The 14,569-nt window shown below is 65.3% G+C and carries 14 protein-coding genes and 1 tRNA gene; 10 read left to right on the top strand and 5 right to left on the bottom strand.

The window, feature by feature from the left end:
* Positions 1-19: 19 nt before the first annotated feature.
* Both M2432_RS17075 and M2432_RS17070 read left to right on the top strand, forming a co-directional pair.
* Entirely contained in the window at positions 20-430 is a 411-nt protein-coding gene (locus M2432_RS17075) for a hypothetical protein (protein WP_280828091.1), read from the top strand.
* Positions 427-831 (top strand): NUDIX domain-containing protein, encoded by a 405-nt coding sequence (locus M2432_RS17070; RefSeq protein WP_280828008.1) that lies wholly within the window; start codon positions 427-429, stop codon positions 829-831. The genes M2432_RS17075 and M2432_RS17070 overlap by 4 nt, the downstream gene beginning before the upstream one ends.
* 71 nt (positions 832-902) lie before the next feature.
* On the opposite strand, the gene M2432_RS17065 is transcribed toward M2432_RS17070, so the two are convergent.
* The 3 genes from M2432_RS17065 to M2432_RS17055 all read right to left on the bottom strand — a co-directional run bounded on the left by M2432_RS17065 (position 903) and on the right by M2432_RS17055 (position 2,217).
* Entirely contained in the window at positions 903-1,358 is a 456-nt protein-coding gene (locus tag M2432_RS17065; protein ID WP_280828007.1) for a hypothetical protein, read from the bottom strand.
* Between the two features lie 113 nt (positions 1,359-1,471).
* Entirely contained in the window at positions 1,472-1,861 is a 390-nt protein-coding gene (locus tag M2432_RS17060) for a Fur family transcriptional regulator (RefSeq protein WP_280828006.1), read from the bottom strand.
* Entirely contained in the window at positions 1,858-2,217 is a 360-nt protein-coding gene (locus M2432_RS17055; protein WP_280828005.1) for a metalloregulator ArsR/SmtB family transcription factor, read from the bottom strand. Before M2432_RS17055 ends, M2432_RS17060 begins: the two co-directional genes overlap by 4 nt.
* 159 nt (positions 2,218-2,376) lie before the next feature.
* Here M2432_RS17055 and M2432_RS17050 point away from each other — a divergent pair, with 159 nt between their 5' ends.
* Positions 2,377-3,759 carry a glycine--tRNA ligase gene (locus tag M2432_RS17050; RefSeq protein ID WP_280828004.1) on the top strand — a complete coding sequence of 461 codons (1,383 nt, stop codon included), beginning with the start codon at positions 2,377-2,379 and terminating at the stop codon, positions 3,757-3,759.
* A 58-nt stretch (positions 3,760-3,817) separates the two neighbouring features.
* Positions 3,818-4,657, top strand: a complete 840-nt coding sequence (locus tag M2432_RS17045) for an SDR family oxidoreductase (RefSeq protein WP_280828003.1) — start codon at positions 3,818-3,820, stop codon at positions 4,655-4,657.
* A 21-nt stretch (positions 4,658-4,678) separates the two neighbouring features.
* Here M2432_RS17045 and M2432_RS17040 read toward each other — a convergent pair whose 3' ends face one another.
* Positions 4,679-6,670 carry a TPM domain-containing protein gene (locus M2432_RS17040; RefSeq protein WP_280828002.1) on the bottom strand — a complete coding sequence of 664 codons (1,992 nt, stop codon included), beginning with the start codon at positions 6,668-6,670 and terminating at the stop codon, positions 4,679-4,681.
* Positions 6,671-6,765: 95 nt separating this feature from the next.
* Between M2432_RS17040 and M2432_RS17035 the strand changes: the two genes are divergently transcribed.
* From M2432_RS17035 to M2432_RS17025, 3 genes are all read left to right on the top strand, one after another.
* Positions 6,766-8,034, top strand: coding sequence for a deoxyguanosinetriphosphate triphosphohydrolase (locus M2432_RS17035; RefSeq protein ID WP_280828001.1), 1,269 nt, complete (start codon positions 6,766-6,768; stop codon positions 8,032-8,034).
* A 4-nt stretch (positions 8,035-8,038) separates the two neighbouring features.
* A complete protein-coding gene (gene dnaG, locus M2432_RS17030; protein ID WP_280828000.1) occupies positions 8,039-9,928 on the top strand; it encodes a DNA primase in 1,890 nt (629 codons plus the stop codon).
* A 134-nt stretch (positions 9,929-10,062) separates the two neighbouring features.
* Positions 10,063-10,344, top strand: coding sequence for a hypothetical protein (locus M2432_RS17025; protein WP_280827999.1), 282 nt, complete (start codon positions 10,063-10,065; stop codon positions 10,342-10,344).
* A gap of 21 nt (positions 10,345-10,365) precedes the next feature.
* Here M2432_RS17025 and M2432_RS17020 read toward each other — a convergent pair whose 3' ends face one another.
* A complete protein-coding gene (locus M2432_RS17020) occupies positions 10,366-10,608 on the bottom strand; it encodes a hypothetical protein (protein ID WP_280827998.1) in 243 nt (80 codons plus the stop codon).
* A gap of 159 nt (positions 10,609-10,767) precedes the next feature.
* Between M2432_RS17020 and M2432_RS17015 the strand changes: the two genes are divergently transcribed.
* The 3 genes from M2432_RS17015 to M2432_RS17005 all read left to right on the top strand — a co-directional run bounded on the left by M2432_RS17015 (position 10,768) and on the right by M2432_RS17005 (position 14,569).
* A tRNA-Asn gene (locus M2432_RS17015) sits at positions 10,768-10,840 on the top strand.
* A gap of 400 nt (positions 10,841-11,240) precedes the next feature.
* On the top strand, positions 11,241-11,672 hold the full coding sequence (locus tag M2432_RS17010) for an MmpS family transport accessory protein (protein WP_280827997.1): 432 nt from the start codon (positions 11,241-11,243) through the stop codon (positions 11,670-11,672).
* Positions 11,669-14,569, top strand: a complete 2,901-nt coding sequence (locus tag M2432_RS17005; RefSeq protein ID WP_280827996.1) for an MMPL family transporter — start codon at positions 11,669-11,671, stop codon at positions 14,567-14,569. The genes M2432_RS17010 and M2432_RS17005 overlap by 4 nt, the downstream gene beginning before the upstream one ends.

Raw genomic sequence — 14,569 nt, 5'->3', positions numbered from 1 at the left:
GCCTGAGGGGCAGGGCCTGATGTTGTTGCAGCGCTTGGCTTCCGTACTCGGCGAGGTGATGAGCGTCGTCGAGGAGGAGGACGACGCCCTGACCGTGACGCACGATGGGACGGTGGCCTCGCTGCGGGTGGTGACCATCGCCGAAGGATTGGAACTGGTCTCGCTGACCCAGCCGCTGGCCTGGGATCTGAAGTTGGACAACAAGATTCGAGACCGGGTGGCCAGGCACGCCGGACGCACCATGCTGGGCACCGTGGTGCTGGTGGAGCGGGTCGCCGACGCGCGGGCCAATGGATCGTCGGTAAAGAAGGTCGCCGATGTGATGCTGCGGTACAACTTCCCGGCCGCCGGACTCGGTGACGACGCGCTGAGCACGCTGATAACGCTGGTGCTCTCGACCGGGGCCGACATCCGTCGCGACTTGATGTGACCGTCATCCGGATCGTGGCCGCCGTGGTGCTTGATGCCGACGGGCTGCTGCTGGTGGTCCGCAAGCGTGGCACGACGGCGTTCATGCAGCCCGGCGGCAAGATCGAGCCGGGGGAGACGCCGGCAGACGCACTGGTCCGCGAGGTTCGTGAGGAACTCGGCGTGGGCGTCGTCGACGTGCGGGAGTTGGGGTACCACACCGCGGTGGCGGCCAACGAGCCGGGGCACACGGTTGACGCTGAACTGTTCGCCGTGGAGTTGGCCGGTGCACCGGCCGTGCAGGCGGAAATCGAGGAGATGGTGTGGATCGATCCGCACAATCCCGGCGACATCGTGCTGGCTCCGCTGACTGCGGAGGCTGTGTTGGATTGGGTGCGCGGCGGTTGTCGGTCGAACGGCTGAATTCCAGCGTTGAATAGATTCTGGCCACGCGCTGTGGATCAGCTTGGTGATCTCGTCAAGATCTTCAATCGTTAGGCCGACAAGCTCAACGCAGCCTGAACGCCGTACATGGCGAACCACCCCGGCGATTGCTGACTGTCAGTCAAACGGTTGAATTTGGCTTTACTGCATGGTGAGAGGGCCTTGTGTGCAATACCTTCGTGCTTGCTCACTTTGAGTGCAGCAAATATTACCGTCACCGGAAGGAAGCTCGCCATGCGCAACGCCACCCGCGCGGCCGTCGTCGTCTCGTCAGTCAGTGCCGCGCTCACGATGGGCAGCGCCGTCGCACAGGCGTCCACGACACCGACCGTGGAGATTTCAACGCCGAATCCGAACACGGCCGTCGTGAGCATCACCAACCATCGCGACGAATCGACGAGCTGCGGTGCGCGGCTGTACGGATTCTCGGAGTACGACACCCCGTACACGACGACCGCTCCGCAGAGCACCATCACTTTCACGATGACCAACGTGCCGGCCGGCAATTACTCCGTCTGGTGGGCTTGTAACGGGTACACGGGCCCGCGGCAAATGCTGTCGATCGGCGGGGACCCGCAGACCAGCGGCAAGCCGCAGACGGCCGTTAGTCACTAGCGGGTCAACCGCACTTCGCGCACACCCCGAATATCTCGATGGTGTGGCTGACGTCGGAAAAGCCATGTGCGGCAGCCACTTCCGTGGCCCAGGTCTCGACCTCGGGCCCGGCTACCTCGACCGTGGCGCCGCACTGCCGGCACACCAGGTGATGGTGGTGATGCTCCTGCGAACAACGCCGGTACAGCGATTCGCCGGTATCGGTGCGCAGGCTGTCGACCTGGCCGGCGGCGGCCATCGACTGCAGGGTGCGGTACACCGTGGTCAGTCCGATGCCGTCGCCGCGGCGACGCAGTTCGTCGTGCAACTCCTGGGCCGAACGGAACTCTTCGACGCTGTCCAGCAGCGCGGCGATGGCGGCCCGCTGCTTGGTGGACCGGGTGGGCGCGCTCACGGACGCTCTTCCTCGGCGTGCGCGACGGCGTCGACCACGATGTGGGCCAGGTGGTGGTCGACCAGGCGGTACATCACCTCGCGGCCGGCGCGCTCACCGGCCACCACGCCGGCCGACTTGAGGATCCGCAGGTGCTGGCTGACCAACGGTTGCGGGACGTCCAACGCGTCGACCAATTCGTGCACGCAGCGCTGCGACTCGCGCAGTTGCAGCACGATCGCGATGCGCACCGGCGCGGCGAGGGCCCGCAGCAGATCACCGGCGGCGTCGAGGACTTCCCGCGGTGGGGACGGCGGGTAGGTGACATCGCGGTGCTGATGGCCGGACTCGTCATGAGCGGCGGCGGCAGACTGCACTGGGTACCCTCCCCGTTATTGGAAACTATTTTCATTTAGCTTTGCATGCGCGGTTACGCATGTCAAAGGGTTCGTCGGTGGGTGCGACATCTATCGGTAGATGGCCCGCCATTAGGCTGTTCAGGTTGCATCCACCTGACACAGGAGTGCTCGAACATCGTGGCGTCCCTCATCGACACCGTTGCCAACCTGGCCAAACGCCGTGGCCTGGTCTACCAGTCCGGCGAAATCTACGGCGGCACCCGGTCTGCGTGGGACTACGGGCCACTCGGTGTCGAGCTCAAGGAGAACATCAAGCGGCAGTGGTGGCGGTCTGTCATCACCAGCCGTGACGATGTGGTCGGCCTGGACTCCGCGATCATCCTGCCGCGCCAGGTTTGGGTGGCCTCCGGCCACGTCGCGGTCTTCAACGACCCGCTGGTCGAGTGCCTGAACTGCCACAAGCGGCACCGGCAGGACCACATGCAGGAAGCCGTCGCCCTGAAGAAGGGTGGCGACCCCGACGACGTGCCGATGAGCGACATCGTCTGCCCGGACTGCGGTACCAAGGGTCAGTGGACCGAGCCGCGTGACTTCAACATGATGCTCAAGACCTACCTCGGCCCCATCGAGTCCGACGAGGGACTGCACTACCTGCGCCCGGAGACTGCGCAGGGCATTTTCGTGAACTTCGCCAACGTGGTGACCACCGCGCGCAAGAAGCCGCCGTTCGGCATCGGCCAGATCGGCAAGAGCTTCCGCAACGAGATCACCCCGGGCAACTTCATCTTCCGCACCCGTGAGTTCGAGCAGATGGAGATGGAGTTCTTCGTCGAGCCCTCCACGGCCCCCGAGTGGCACAAGTACTGGATCGACACCCGGCTGCAGTGGTACATCGACCTGGGTATCAACCCGGAGAACCTGCGGCTGTACCAGCATCCGTTGGAAAAGCTGTCGCATTACAGCGCCGGCACGACCGACATCGAGTACAAGTTCGGTTTCGCCGGCAACCCGTGGGGTGAGCTGGAGGGCATCGCCAACCGCACCAACTTCGATTTGTCCACGCACTCAGAGCATTCCGGCGTCGACCTGTCGTTCTACGACCAGGCCAGCGACACTCGCTACGTGCCGTACGTCATCGAACCGGCAGCCGGCCTGACCCGCTCGCTGATGGCGTTCCTGGTCGACTCCTATACAGAGGACGAGGCTCCCAACGCCAAGGGCGGTGTGGACAAGCGCACCGTGCTCAAGCTCGATCCGCGCCTGGCTCCGGTCAAGGCCGCGGTGCTGCCGCTGTCGCGTAACGCCGACCTGTCGCCGAAGGCCCGCGACCTGGCTGCCGAACTGCGGCAGTCGTGGAACGTCGAGTTCGATGACGCCGGCGCCATCGGCCGGCGCTATCGCCGCCAGGACGAGATCGGTACGCCGTACTGCATCACCGTGGACTTCGACTCGCTCGAAGACCACGCCGTAACCATCCGCGAGCGCGACGCCATGACGCAGGAGCGCGTGACCATCGACGCGGTGAGCGACTACCTCGCGGTGCGCCTCAAGGGCTGCTGAGCGCCTGACATCGACCCCCGTGGCGTATCCCGTTGGGCTTTCGGTATACGGTGCCGGTATGACTCGGGTTTCGGTGATCACCGGCGGCGCCGGCGGTATGGGTGTGGAGACGGCCAAGATCCTCGGGCGGGACCATACGTTGGTGCTTGCTGACGTCCGCCAGGAGCGACTCGATGCCGCTGCGGCTGAGTTGGCAGGGCTCGGCATCACGGCGACGATCGTCAACGCCGATGTCACCGACCGGGCTGCGGTAGACCAATTGTTCCAGACCGCAACGGGTCTCGGGCAGATCGCGTCAGTGATCCACACCGCTGGCGTGAGCCCCAGCATGGGTGCGGCCGACTACGTGATGCGTACCAATGCCATCGGCACTGTCAATGTCAACGAGGCCTTCTTCGATGTCGCCGCCGACGGGTCGGCGATCGTCAACGTGGCATCCATGGCGGCGCACATGCTGCCCGACGAGATCATCCCGACGGCCAAGTTCCCACTGGCGCTCACCGACCAGGATGCGTTCCTGGCCGACCTGTTGGCAGCGTGCGAGATAGCGCCCGAGGAAATGCGCTCCGGGTTGGCCTATTCGATCAGCAAGAACTTCGTGAAGTGGTACAGCAGCGCACAGGCCGAACGGTTCAATGGCAAGGGCCTGCGTATCGTCTCGGTTTCCCCGGGTTCGGTGGACACCGAGATGGGCCGCCTCGAGGCGGACGCCGGAGCCGGTGCGATGGTCGTCGACGCCGCGGTGCCGCGCTGGGGTAAGGCCGAGGAGATGGCCGCGCTGTTCGCATTCTGCGTGAGCGACCAGGCCGCGTACCTGACCGGGACCGACATCCTCAACGACGGCGGCGTGATCGCCTCGATCCGGGAACGTGCCCGGGTTGCCGCGGCGAAGGGCTGATTTTTCCTGCTCGCGCAGCGGCTAGAACCGGCCGCCGCCGCCGGAGAACCCGCCGCTGGAACCACCGAACGTCGTTGAGCTCCAACCGCCCCCGCCGCCTCCACCACCGCCGCGCATGGCGCCGGACAAGATGTTGCCGATGATGATGCCGCCGAGCATCGCACCGTTGTCCGATCCGCGGTGCATGTCGGCGTAGGCGCGTTGAGCCGACCGGACATCGTCGTCGGCCAGTGACTGGGCCTGGGCGGCCAGGTCGGCGGCGCTGTTCGCGTGGTTGATGGCGCCCGGCAGGTCGGTGCCCACCGCGGCCTGTGCGGCATCGAGATGACGCTTGGCCTCCGCCAGTCGGGTGCGTGCCTCAGAGCCGATGCTGCCGCGGCGGGTGTCGATGAAATCAGACACCCCGCGCACCCGCGACTGCGCAGCCATCAGCGCCTGGTCGTACGACTGCTGCAAGCGCTGCGCCGCGGCGGTCTCCTCGGCGATGGTGGCCAGCAGCTTGTCCAAGTCGCCGTCGGCCGCGGTGAGCTGGTTGAAGGCGCCCAGCGGATCGGTGGCACCCGATGACTTGGCGAGTGAAACTGCTTGTACCGCAGCATCTTTGGCCTTCGCCAACGCTGCTGCATGTGGCCCGTCGGGCTGCGCCGCAGCGGCGTTGATCCCGTTTTGGATATCGGCAATGGCCGCGGGCAACGCCGCGACGGCGTGGTTGATGTCACCGGACGCGCTGTCGACCGCGTCCAGCAGCTTCTGGGCCTGGCCCAGTGCGGATTCGGCGGCGCGGATGGCGTTGACCAGCTCTCCCTGGCTGTCGGCGGGTTTGCTGACCAGGCCGCGGGCGGTGCTGATGTTCTGGTCGGCGAAGGCGAGCCGTTGCTTGGCAGTGTCGACGTTGCCGGCAATCGAGGCCAGCGCGGTATCGGAGAACTGTGAGTGCAGCCCGGTTAAGGTCTGCTGCGACGGGTCGACCCGCGCGGTCAGGCCGACCATCTGCTGAGTCAGCGCGTCCAGTCGCGTCGGCGCGTTGATCACCAGATCGCGCATCTGGTGGAACGCGGCGCGCTGGTTCTCCAGTTCCTTGTCTGCTCGGGAGGCCGAGACGACCACCTGGGTCAGTAGGTCCCGGCGCTGCTGAGGGCTTTCAGGGATGGCGTCGTCGAGCGTCTGACGCACCGTGAAGGCTTGAGCCAGTGCAGCTTTGGCGTTCTCCACGGCTGCGGTGAACGGTGCGGTGTCGCGGTCACCGAACTCTCCGACTGCCAGGGACAGTTCGTTGTCGCTGGTGCGCACCGCGTTGTCCACCTCGACCAGGATGGACTTGGAGAGGTCTTCGAGGGTGTCCAGCGGCATGTCGGCCAGGGCGCCGGGATCGGTGGCGTCGACGTTCTTGGCGGCGGCCAGGCTGGCTTCCCGTCGTTGATTCCGTCGCCGACGTACCCACCAGAACAGCACGGCCAGCACGATGCCGATGATCGCCAGCGCGATCAGTAGTCCGACCCATCCGAAGCCGCCGCTGCCCCCCGCGCCGGTGTTCGCCGCGCCGGTGTTCGCCGCGGGCGTGCGCAGTCCGTCGGCCGCGGCCACGGCAGCTCCGGCCCAATCGCCGTTGTGAAGTTTGGGTTCGACGGCGCTGCGGCGCAGTTGGTTCACGTCCACGCGGCCGGCGGCGGCTGTGGGCACCAGCAGTGCGTAGGCCCGGTCCTGGGTCGCCACCGCAAGGATGGCGTCATGGTCACCCAGATCGCTCCGGCGCCAGGTGTTTTCGGCCCACTGTTGGGCGTCCGAGCCGGAGAAGTCGTTGACGTACACCACCCAGAGCCGGGTTCCGCGCTGGCCGTACAGCAGCTGGACGGCCTGGGTCACCTGCGTGTGCTGCTGCGAGGTGAACGCGTCGGCGTTGTCCGTGACGTAGTCGTGTAGCCGCATCGGGGGATCGGCGACGGCCGAAGGGGCGAGCAGAGTTGCCGCCGTCAGAACCGACATCAGCAACAGAAGCAATCGCACAATGCGCATGCTCACCAATCTAGTGACCCGGGGTCGGGCCGCGCGGCTTGATATGCACATGCCGCTGCACGGATTTGTCCGCGTGGCTGGCAGACTGTCGGCCGGTGGGCACTGCAAGCGACGGGTACAGCGACTTCGATCGGCAACGGCTGGTCGAAGAGGGTGCCAAGGTGGCCACGTTGCCCGGCACCGTCACCTACCACCGCACCGACTTCGCCCGGGATCGGGCCCGCGTCCTCCACAGCGCTGCGTTGCGTCGACTGGCCGACAAGACCCAGGTCGTGGGGCCGCGGCAGAGTGAGAACCCGCGCACGCGGCTGACCCATTCGTTGGAGGTCGCGCAGATCGGGCGCGGCATGGCCATCGGGCTCGGTTGCGATGCCGACCTGGTGGACCTGGCCGGGCTGGCACACGACATCGGCCATCCGCCTTACGGACACAACGGAGAACGCGCGCTCAACGAGATCGCCAACCCATTCGGCGGTTTCGAGGGCAATGCGCAGAACTTCCGGATTCTGACTCGGCTGGAGCCCAAAGCCCTTGACCGCGAAGGACGTTCGGCGGGGTTGAACCTGACCCGGGCGGCGTTGGATGCGGTGACCAAATACCCGTGGCAGCGCGGCGAGCGCAAGAAATTCGGCTTCTACGACGACGACCTCGCGGCCGCGAGGTGGGTGCGCGACGGTGCTCCAGCCGAACGGCTGTGTCTGGAAGCCCAGGTGATGGACTGGGCCGACGATGTCGCCTATTCCGTGCATGACGTGGAGGACGGCGTCATCTCAGGGCGAATCGACCTGCGGGTGCTGGCCGACCCGGACGCGGCCGAGACCTTGGCCCGACTGGGTGCAGGCTCGTATCCCAAGGTGGCACATGACGATCTGCTGGCCGCCGCGCACCGACTGTCCCAGTTGCCGGTCGTGGCCGCGGTTGGTCCGTACGACGGCAGCCTGGCCACATCGGTGGCCCTCAAGCGACTGACCAGTGAGCTGGTGGGCCGGTTCGCCAACGCGGCCATCACGGCGACCCGGGCGCGGGCCGGTGACGGGCCGTTGCAGCGTTTTGCCGCCGATCTGGCCGTGCCGCCGCTGGTGCGCGCCGAGGTGGTGTTGCTCAAGACGCTGGCGTTGCAGTTCATCATGTCCGACCATCGGCACCTGCAGATTCAGGCGGACCAACGCACCCTGATCCATGAGGTCGCGCTGGCGCTGTGGGGGCAGGCGCCGGCGAGCTTGGACCCGCAATTCGCGGCGGAATTCGATGCCGCGGGCGATGACGGTGCCCGGCTGCGGGTGGTGGTCGACCAGATCGCGTCGTACACCGAGAGCCGGTTGGAGCGGGTGCACGAAGCGCGCACGCCTCGGCCCCTAGACTGAGTCGATGCCGGCCGGCCGCATCCCTGATCGCGACATCGCGGCCATTCGTGAACGCACCCGCATCGAGGACGTGGTGGGCGAGCACGTGCAGCTTCGGCGGGCCGGGGCCGATTCGCTCAAGGGCCTGTGCCCATTCCATGACGAGAAGTCGCCGTCGTTCCACGTCCGGCCCAATCACGGTCAGTTCCACTGCTTCGGCTGCGGCGAGGGCGGCGACGTCTACGCCTTTGTGCAGAAGATCGAGCACGTGTCGTTCGTGGAGTCGGTGGAGCTACTGGCCGACCGCATCGGCTACACCGTCAGCTACGAGGGGGCGTCGGCTGCGAACGTGCAGCGCGATCGCGGCAGCCGCAGTCGGCTGCTGGCCGCCAACACCGCGGCCCAGGAGTTCTACGCCGCAGCGCTGCAGTCCGAGGAGGCTGCCGCTGCCCGGCAGTACCTGGTCGACCGGAACTTCGACGCCGAGGCGGCCAAACGGTTCGGCTGCGGATTCGCCCCGTCGGGCTGGGACACCCTGACAAAGCACCTGCTGCGCAAAGGTTTCACCTTCAAGGAACTGGAAGCTGCCGGGCTCTCGCGCGAAGGACGCCGGGGGCCGATGGACCGGTTCCACCGCCGGCTGCTCTGGCCGATTCGGGGTGCCACGGGTGAGGTGATCGGGTTCGGTGCGCGCCGGCTGTTCGACGATGACCAGATGGAGGCCAAGTACGTCAACACACCGGAAACGGTGCTGTACAAGAAATCTCACGTGCTGTTCGGGCTGGACCTGGCCAAACGGGACATCGCCAAGTCGCATCGGGCCATCGTGGTCGAGGGCTACACCGACGTGATGGCCATGCACCTGGCCGGGGAGACCACGGCCGTGGCGTCCTGCGGCACCGCGTTCGGCGATGAGCACCTGTCCATGTTGCGGCGCTTGATGATGGACGACAATTTCTTTCGAGGCGAGCTGATCTACGTGTTCGACGGTGACGCAGCTGGGCGCGCCGCTGCGGTGAAAGCCTTTGAGGGCGAACAGAATCTGACCGGGCAGTCATTCGTGGCGGTGGCTGCCGACGGCATGGACCCGTGCGATCTGCGGCTCAAGTCCGGTGACGGCGCGCTGCGTGATCTGGTGGCACGCCGAACTCCGTTGTTCGAGTTCGTGATTCGCACCGCGTTGGAGGACCACGACCTGGACAGTGCCGAGGGCCGGGTGGCCGCGCTTCGCCGCTGTGTGCCGTTGGTCGCCCGAATCAAAGACTCCACCCTGCGCGACGAGTACGCTCGCCAGTTGGCCGGCTGGGTCGGTTGGGACGACGTGGCGCAGGTGATCTCGCGGGTCCGGGAGACCGCCAAGTCCGGATCGGGTGCACCGCGGCGCGACGCGGCTCGCAAGGCGCCGGTGGCGGCCGCACCGGCCGTCGGCCGGCCTGACCCGCGGGACCCCACGCTGTGGCCGCAGCGCGAGGCGCTCAAGTCGGCCCTGCAATACCCGGCCATGGCCGGCCCGGTGTTCGACGCGCTGCCGCCCGAGAGTTTCACCCACGCCGGTTACGCCGCGGTGCGTGAGGCGATCACCACAGCCGGGGGTACCGCACGGGGATTGGGCGGTGCCGAATGGATCGACGTCGTGCGTGATGCGACGTCGACCGCCGGGGCCCTGATCACCGAACTGTCCGTCGAGGCGTTCAAGGTCGATGAAGAGCGCCTGCCCCGCTACATCGCCAGTGTGCTGGCCCGGCTGCAGGAAGTCTGGGTGGGCCGCGAGATCGCCGAGCTGAAGTCCAAGCTGCAGCGCATGTCGCCCGTTGAGCAGAGCGATGACTATCACGCGCTGTTCGGCGATCTGGTAGCCATGGAGCAGTACCGACGCAGCCTGTTGCAGCAGGCCAGCGGTGACGACATCACCTGAAATCTCCGCCCAAACGGACTAACGGGCCGCCTTGTGCGAGTAGATCCGGCCATTTCGTCGATCTGGACGACCACGCGGGTTCACTGCACACGTTATGGTGAGGGCGGTACCAAACGCGTAGGGGAGGACCGACCATGACCATCCGAGCATCCCGACTGTGTGTTGCTGCCGCGCTGGCGGCCGCCGCGGCGGCTGTGCCCGTCATGGTTGCTTTCAGCTCTCCCGGCGAGCAGCACATGGCTGACGGTCGTTGCCTGGCCTGGATCGGCAACAAGGACGACGGCAACTGCGTGGGCCGGTCGAACGGTCAGCCGATCAACGCCGGAACGCCGTGGGGCATCTGGGGACCCAGCGGCGGTGGAATCAATACCGGCCCGCTGCTGCCTGGTCAAACCTGGAACCAGCCCCTGAACTGACCGTCGAGTGCTGAACCCGGGTCAGTCGTTGACCGATTCGGGGTGCAGCACCGTGGTCTTGGTGTCGATCGCCGTCAACCGCACCATATTCGGGTCCGGTGACACCTTGTCGGCGAGCTTGCGCCGCCCGGCATCCAGCACGGCCTTGGTCCGTGGGCTCTCGGTGATGGCGCGATAGGTGGCGGCGATCTGCTCGTAGCGGCGACGGCCGGCCTTGGCGCCCAATACGTAGCCAACGGCCATAACGGCGACGGTGCGGATCACAGAACCCCTCCCGGAAAGACGGTGCTTGTCTCTATCCTGCCTCACGATGGCGGTGTCATGCGTCAGACGGGTGCCGGTACCACCCGATTCAAAGGTTTGGCGGTTCGTGCGCTAGAGTCTTGCTTCGGTTCAGGGAGTAAATCCCGGAGCCGAGAGCATTCCCCTGTAGCTCAATTGGCAGAGCTCCCGACTGTTAATCGGGCGGTTATTGGTTCGAGTCCAATCGGGGGAGCAACAGTGACCAGCACGTAAGTGCTGGTCACACTGCTTTCTGGGGTAGTTGTCAATCGAAAATGCCCCGCCCGGCTGCTGCCCGCCTGACCATCATCGAACAGATGTGCGCAAATGTCGCCTGGGGCTGGGCGATGCTTGGCTCGCGACGGGGCGCGGCCAATCTGCTCGTCGCCTGGGCCCAGTTCGACGTCGCACATGCCATGCCTGCCCCGACGCGCTGTCGAGGCACCGCGCTTCAGGTCCGCTCCCGGAATCTTGCTGGTCTGTAACAACTTTCGCGCATCAGGAGCGTAATCGGGATGCCCGCTCCGGCTGTCGCCTTTGACCGCGCAACGCATCTACCGTAGGCTTCATATACCCCAAGGGGTATTTTTGGATGTGCGGAAAGGGGCAAGCCGATGCCGACTGTGCTCAAAAAAATTTGGATACCGGTCGTTGTTGTTGTCGCGATTGCCCTCGGCGGGGTCGCCGTCGTGCAGCTTCGTGACGCTTTCGGTTCGGAGGTGATCTTCACCGCGACCGGCGGCACCGCCAAACCGCTGGCGCCCACCTACGTCAAGCGGGTCACCTACGAGATCTACGGGCCCGGCGACACCGCCGGCAGCGTGAGCTACCTGAACCAGAACGCGCAGCCGGAACAGGCGAGCTTCACCCGCCTGCCCTGGACCTACACAATCACCACAACGGTGTCGGCCGTGCTTGCCAACGTGGTCGCGCAGGGCAACAGCAACAACATCGGGTGCCGCATCACCGTCAACGACCAGGTGCGAGACCAGCAGGCCGCTACCGGTCGGCATGCCCAAACGTCGTGTCTGGTCAAGGCCGCATGAGCACCGACAAACAGGCCCGCCCCACATTCATGCGGTTCGTCTACCGGTTCGCCTGGCCGATCATCATCGGCTGGCTGCTGCTCACCGTTGCGCTGAACGTCTTTGTGCCGCCGATTGAATCAGTGGCGAGAAACCACGCCGTCACCATGTCGCCGCAAGATGCGCCGGCCATGATCGCCGCCAACCGGATCGGCGCGGTGTTCCACGAGTCAGACTCGGACAGCATCGCCATGATCGTCCTGGAGAGCGACAAGGAACTCGGCGACGCAGCTCACCGCTACTACGACGGTCTGGTGAAAAAGCTGCAGGCCGACTCGAAGCATGTGCAGCACGTTCACGATGTGTGGGGCGATCCGCTCACCGCCGCTGGTGTGCAGAGCCGAGACGGCAAAGCTGCGTACGTCCAACTGAATCTGGCCGGCAACCAGGGCAGCACGCTGGGCAACGAGTCGGTCGAATCGATTCGACACATCGTCGACCAGTCAGCGCCGCCGAGCGGACTCAAGGCCTACGTCACCGGTCCGGCACCGCTGACCACGGATATGAACGAGGCAGCGGACAAGAGCATGCTGACCATGATGGGCGTGACCGGTGTGGTCATCATCATCATGCTGGCGCTCGCCTACCGTTCCGCCAGCACGGTTCTGCTGATTCTGGTCATGGTCGGTTTCGAGATGGGCACGGCCAGGGGACTGGTGGCGCTTCTCGGAGACCATGGCCTACTAGGTTTTTCGACATTCGTCGTCGCTATGTTGTCCTCGTTGGCGATCGCGGCGGGTACGGACTATGCGATCTTCCTCGTCGGCCGATACCAGGAGGCGCGGCAGGCCGGACAGGACCGGGAAGCCGCGTACTACACCATGTTTCGCGGGACGTTCCACATCATCTTGGGCTCCGGGCTGACCATCGCCGGTGCCACGTTGTGTCTGCATCTGGCGCGGTTGTCGTACTTCAAGGCGCTGGGCATTCCGTCTGCGGTGGGCTTGGTTGTCGTCGTTGCGGGAGCGTTGACCGCGGCGCCGGCGGTCGTCGCGGTAGCCACTCGCCGAGCTCTGCTGGACCCGAAACAGCAGATCAAGACCCGAGGCTGGCGGCGACTGGGAACGGCCACAGTCCGCTGGCCCGGACCGATTTTCGTGGCGTCGCTGGCGATGGCCCTCGTCGGCATCCTGATCATGCCGGGCATGAGGCTCAGCTTCAACGACCGTTTCTACATCCCTCGTGACCTGCCGTCCAATGCCGGATATGAAGCCGCAGAGCGCCATTTCAGCGCTGCCACAATGAATCCCGACATTCTCATGGTCGAGAGCGATCACGACATGCGGAACTCGGCGGACATGATCATCCTGGACCGGTTGGCCAAGAACATCTTTCAGCTCCGCGGAATCGCGATGGTGCAGGGCATCACGCGGCCGTTCGGTGGACCGACCGAGCACACCTCCATACCGTTCCAGATCAGTGCGCAGTCGATTCCGATCCAGCAGAACCTGCAGTTCATGAAAGATCGAATGGCAGACATGCTCACCATGAGTGACGATCTCGGTGCGTTGAGCGGATCGATGAAGCGCATGCAGACCCTGGTGGGTCAGATGAGCAACGCGACGCATCGCATGGCCGGTGATGTCCGTGTCATGGAGTCGACCATGAAGGAGATGCGAGACCACCTGGCGGACTTCGATGATGTCGCCCGGCCGTTGCGCAACTACTTCTACTGGGAACAACACTGTTTCGACATACCGGTCTGTTCGGCAACCCGTTCGGTGTTCGACGCAATCGACAACGTGGATACGTTCAGCGACAACATCAATGCGCTCGCCAACGACATGGACGGCGCTGACGCGATCCTGCCGCAGATGGCGGGACAGTTCCCGTCGATGATCGCCGTGGTGGATTCCATGCGCGGGACCTTGTTGACCCTGCACAGCAGCTTCTCCGGCTTGGTCAAACAGATGTCGACGATGACCGAGACTGCGAGCGCCATGGGGCAGGCCTTCGACTCAGCTCAGAGCGGGGATTACTTCTACCTGCCTCCGGAAGCGTTCGACAACCCCGACTTTCAGCGTGGGCTGAAGCTCTTCCTTTCCCCCGACGGCAAGGCCGCGCGGTTCATCATCACCCACGCCGCAGACCCGGCGACCCCAGCCGGTATCGCTGCTGTCGAGCCGGAACTGGATGCCGCACATGACGCTGTGAAGGGGTCAAGCCTGACCGATGCCAAGTTTTACCTGGCGGGGACTGCCGCGATCTACCGTGACATCCAGTCGGGTTCTCAATACGACCTGCTGATTGTCGGGATCGCGGCTCTCACACTCATTTTCGTCGTGATGTTGATCGTCACCCGAGCGCTCGTCGCCTCGGTGGTGATCGTGGGCACCGTACTGCTGTCGTTGGGTGCGGCGTTCGGGCTCTCAGTGTTGGTGTGGCAACATCTGTTCGGCCTCGAATTGAACTGGATAGCACCGGTTTTCGGATTGATCATTCTGCTCGCCGTGGGATCCGACTACAACCTGTTGCTGGTCTCGCGGTTCCAGGAGGAGATCGGCGCGGGCCTGCGGACCGGCATCATCCGCTCGATGGGTGGAACCGGCAGCGTCGTCACCACTGCGGGCCTGGTCTTCGCCTTCACCATGATGTCGATGGCCGCCAGTAGTCTGAGCTCTATTGGCCAGGCCGGCACCACCATCGGCCTCGGGCTGCTGTTCGACACCTTGGTGGTGCGGTCCCTGATGACGCCATCGGTCGCCGCGCTGCTCGGACCCTGGTTCTGGTGGCCGCTGCGGGTGCGTACCCGGCCCGCGGTTCCCCAGCGCGCACACAACGTGCTTCCGGATTCCAGAGTGGACCTGACGCGAACAGACGTCGCGGTTGGGTCCGTGGGTGGCCAATCCGTAGGCTGA

This window comes from Mycobacterium sp. OTB74 (assembly GCF_029892685.1).
GTDB lineage: Bacteria > Actinomycetota > Actinomycetes > Mycobacteriales > Mycobacteriaceae > Mycobacterium.
The sequence above is the reverse complement of the archived record's forward strand: the minus strand, read 5'-3'. Positions and strand labels throughout refer to the sequence as shown.

What these genes read in the sequence shown, in the direction of transcription:
- M2432_RS17025 (WP_280827999.1), top strand. Translation starts at nt 10,063, where the DNA reads ATGACCATCCGAGCATCCCGACTGTGTGTTGCTGCCGCGCTGGCGGCC.
- M2432_RS17005 (WP_280827996.1), top strand. Translation starts at nt 11,669, where the DNA reads ATGAGCACCGACAAACAGGCCCGCCCCACATTCATGCGGTTCGTCTAC.
- dnaG (WP_280828000.1), top strand. Translation starts at nt 8,039, where the DNA reads ATGCCGGCCGGCCGCATCCCTGATCGCGACATCGCGGCCATTCGTGAA.
- M2432_RS17010 (WP_280827997.1), top strand. Translation starts at nt 11,241, where the DNA reads ATGCCGACTGTGCTCAAAAAAATTTGGATACCGGTCGTTGTTGTTGTC.
- M2432_RS17040 (WP_280828002.1), bottom strand. Translation starts at nt 6,670, where the DNA reads ATGCGCATTGTGCGATTGCTTCTGTTGCTGATGTCGGTTCTGACGGCG.
- M2432_RS17045 (WP_280828003.1), top strand. Translation starts at nt 3,818, where the DNA reads ATGACTCGGGTTTCGGTGATCACCGGCGGCGCCGGCGGTATGGGTGTG.
- M2432_RS17075 (WP_280828091.1), top strand. Translation starts at nt 20, where the DNA reads ATGTTGTTGCAGCGCTTGGCTTCCGTACTCGGCGAGGTGATGAGCGTC.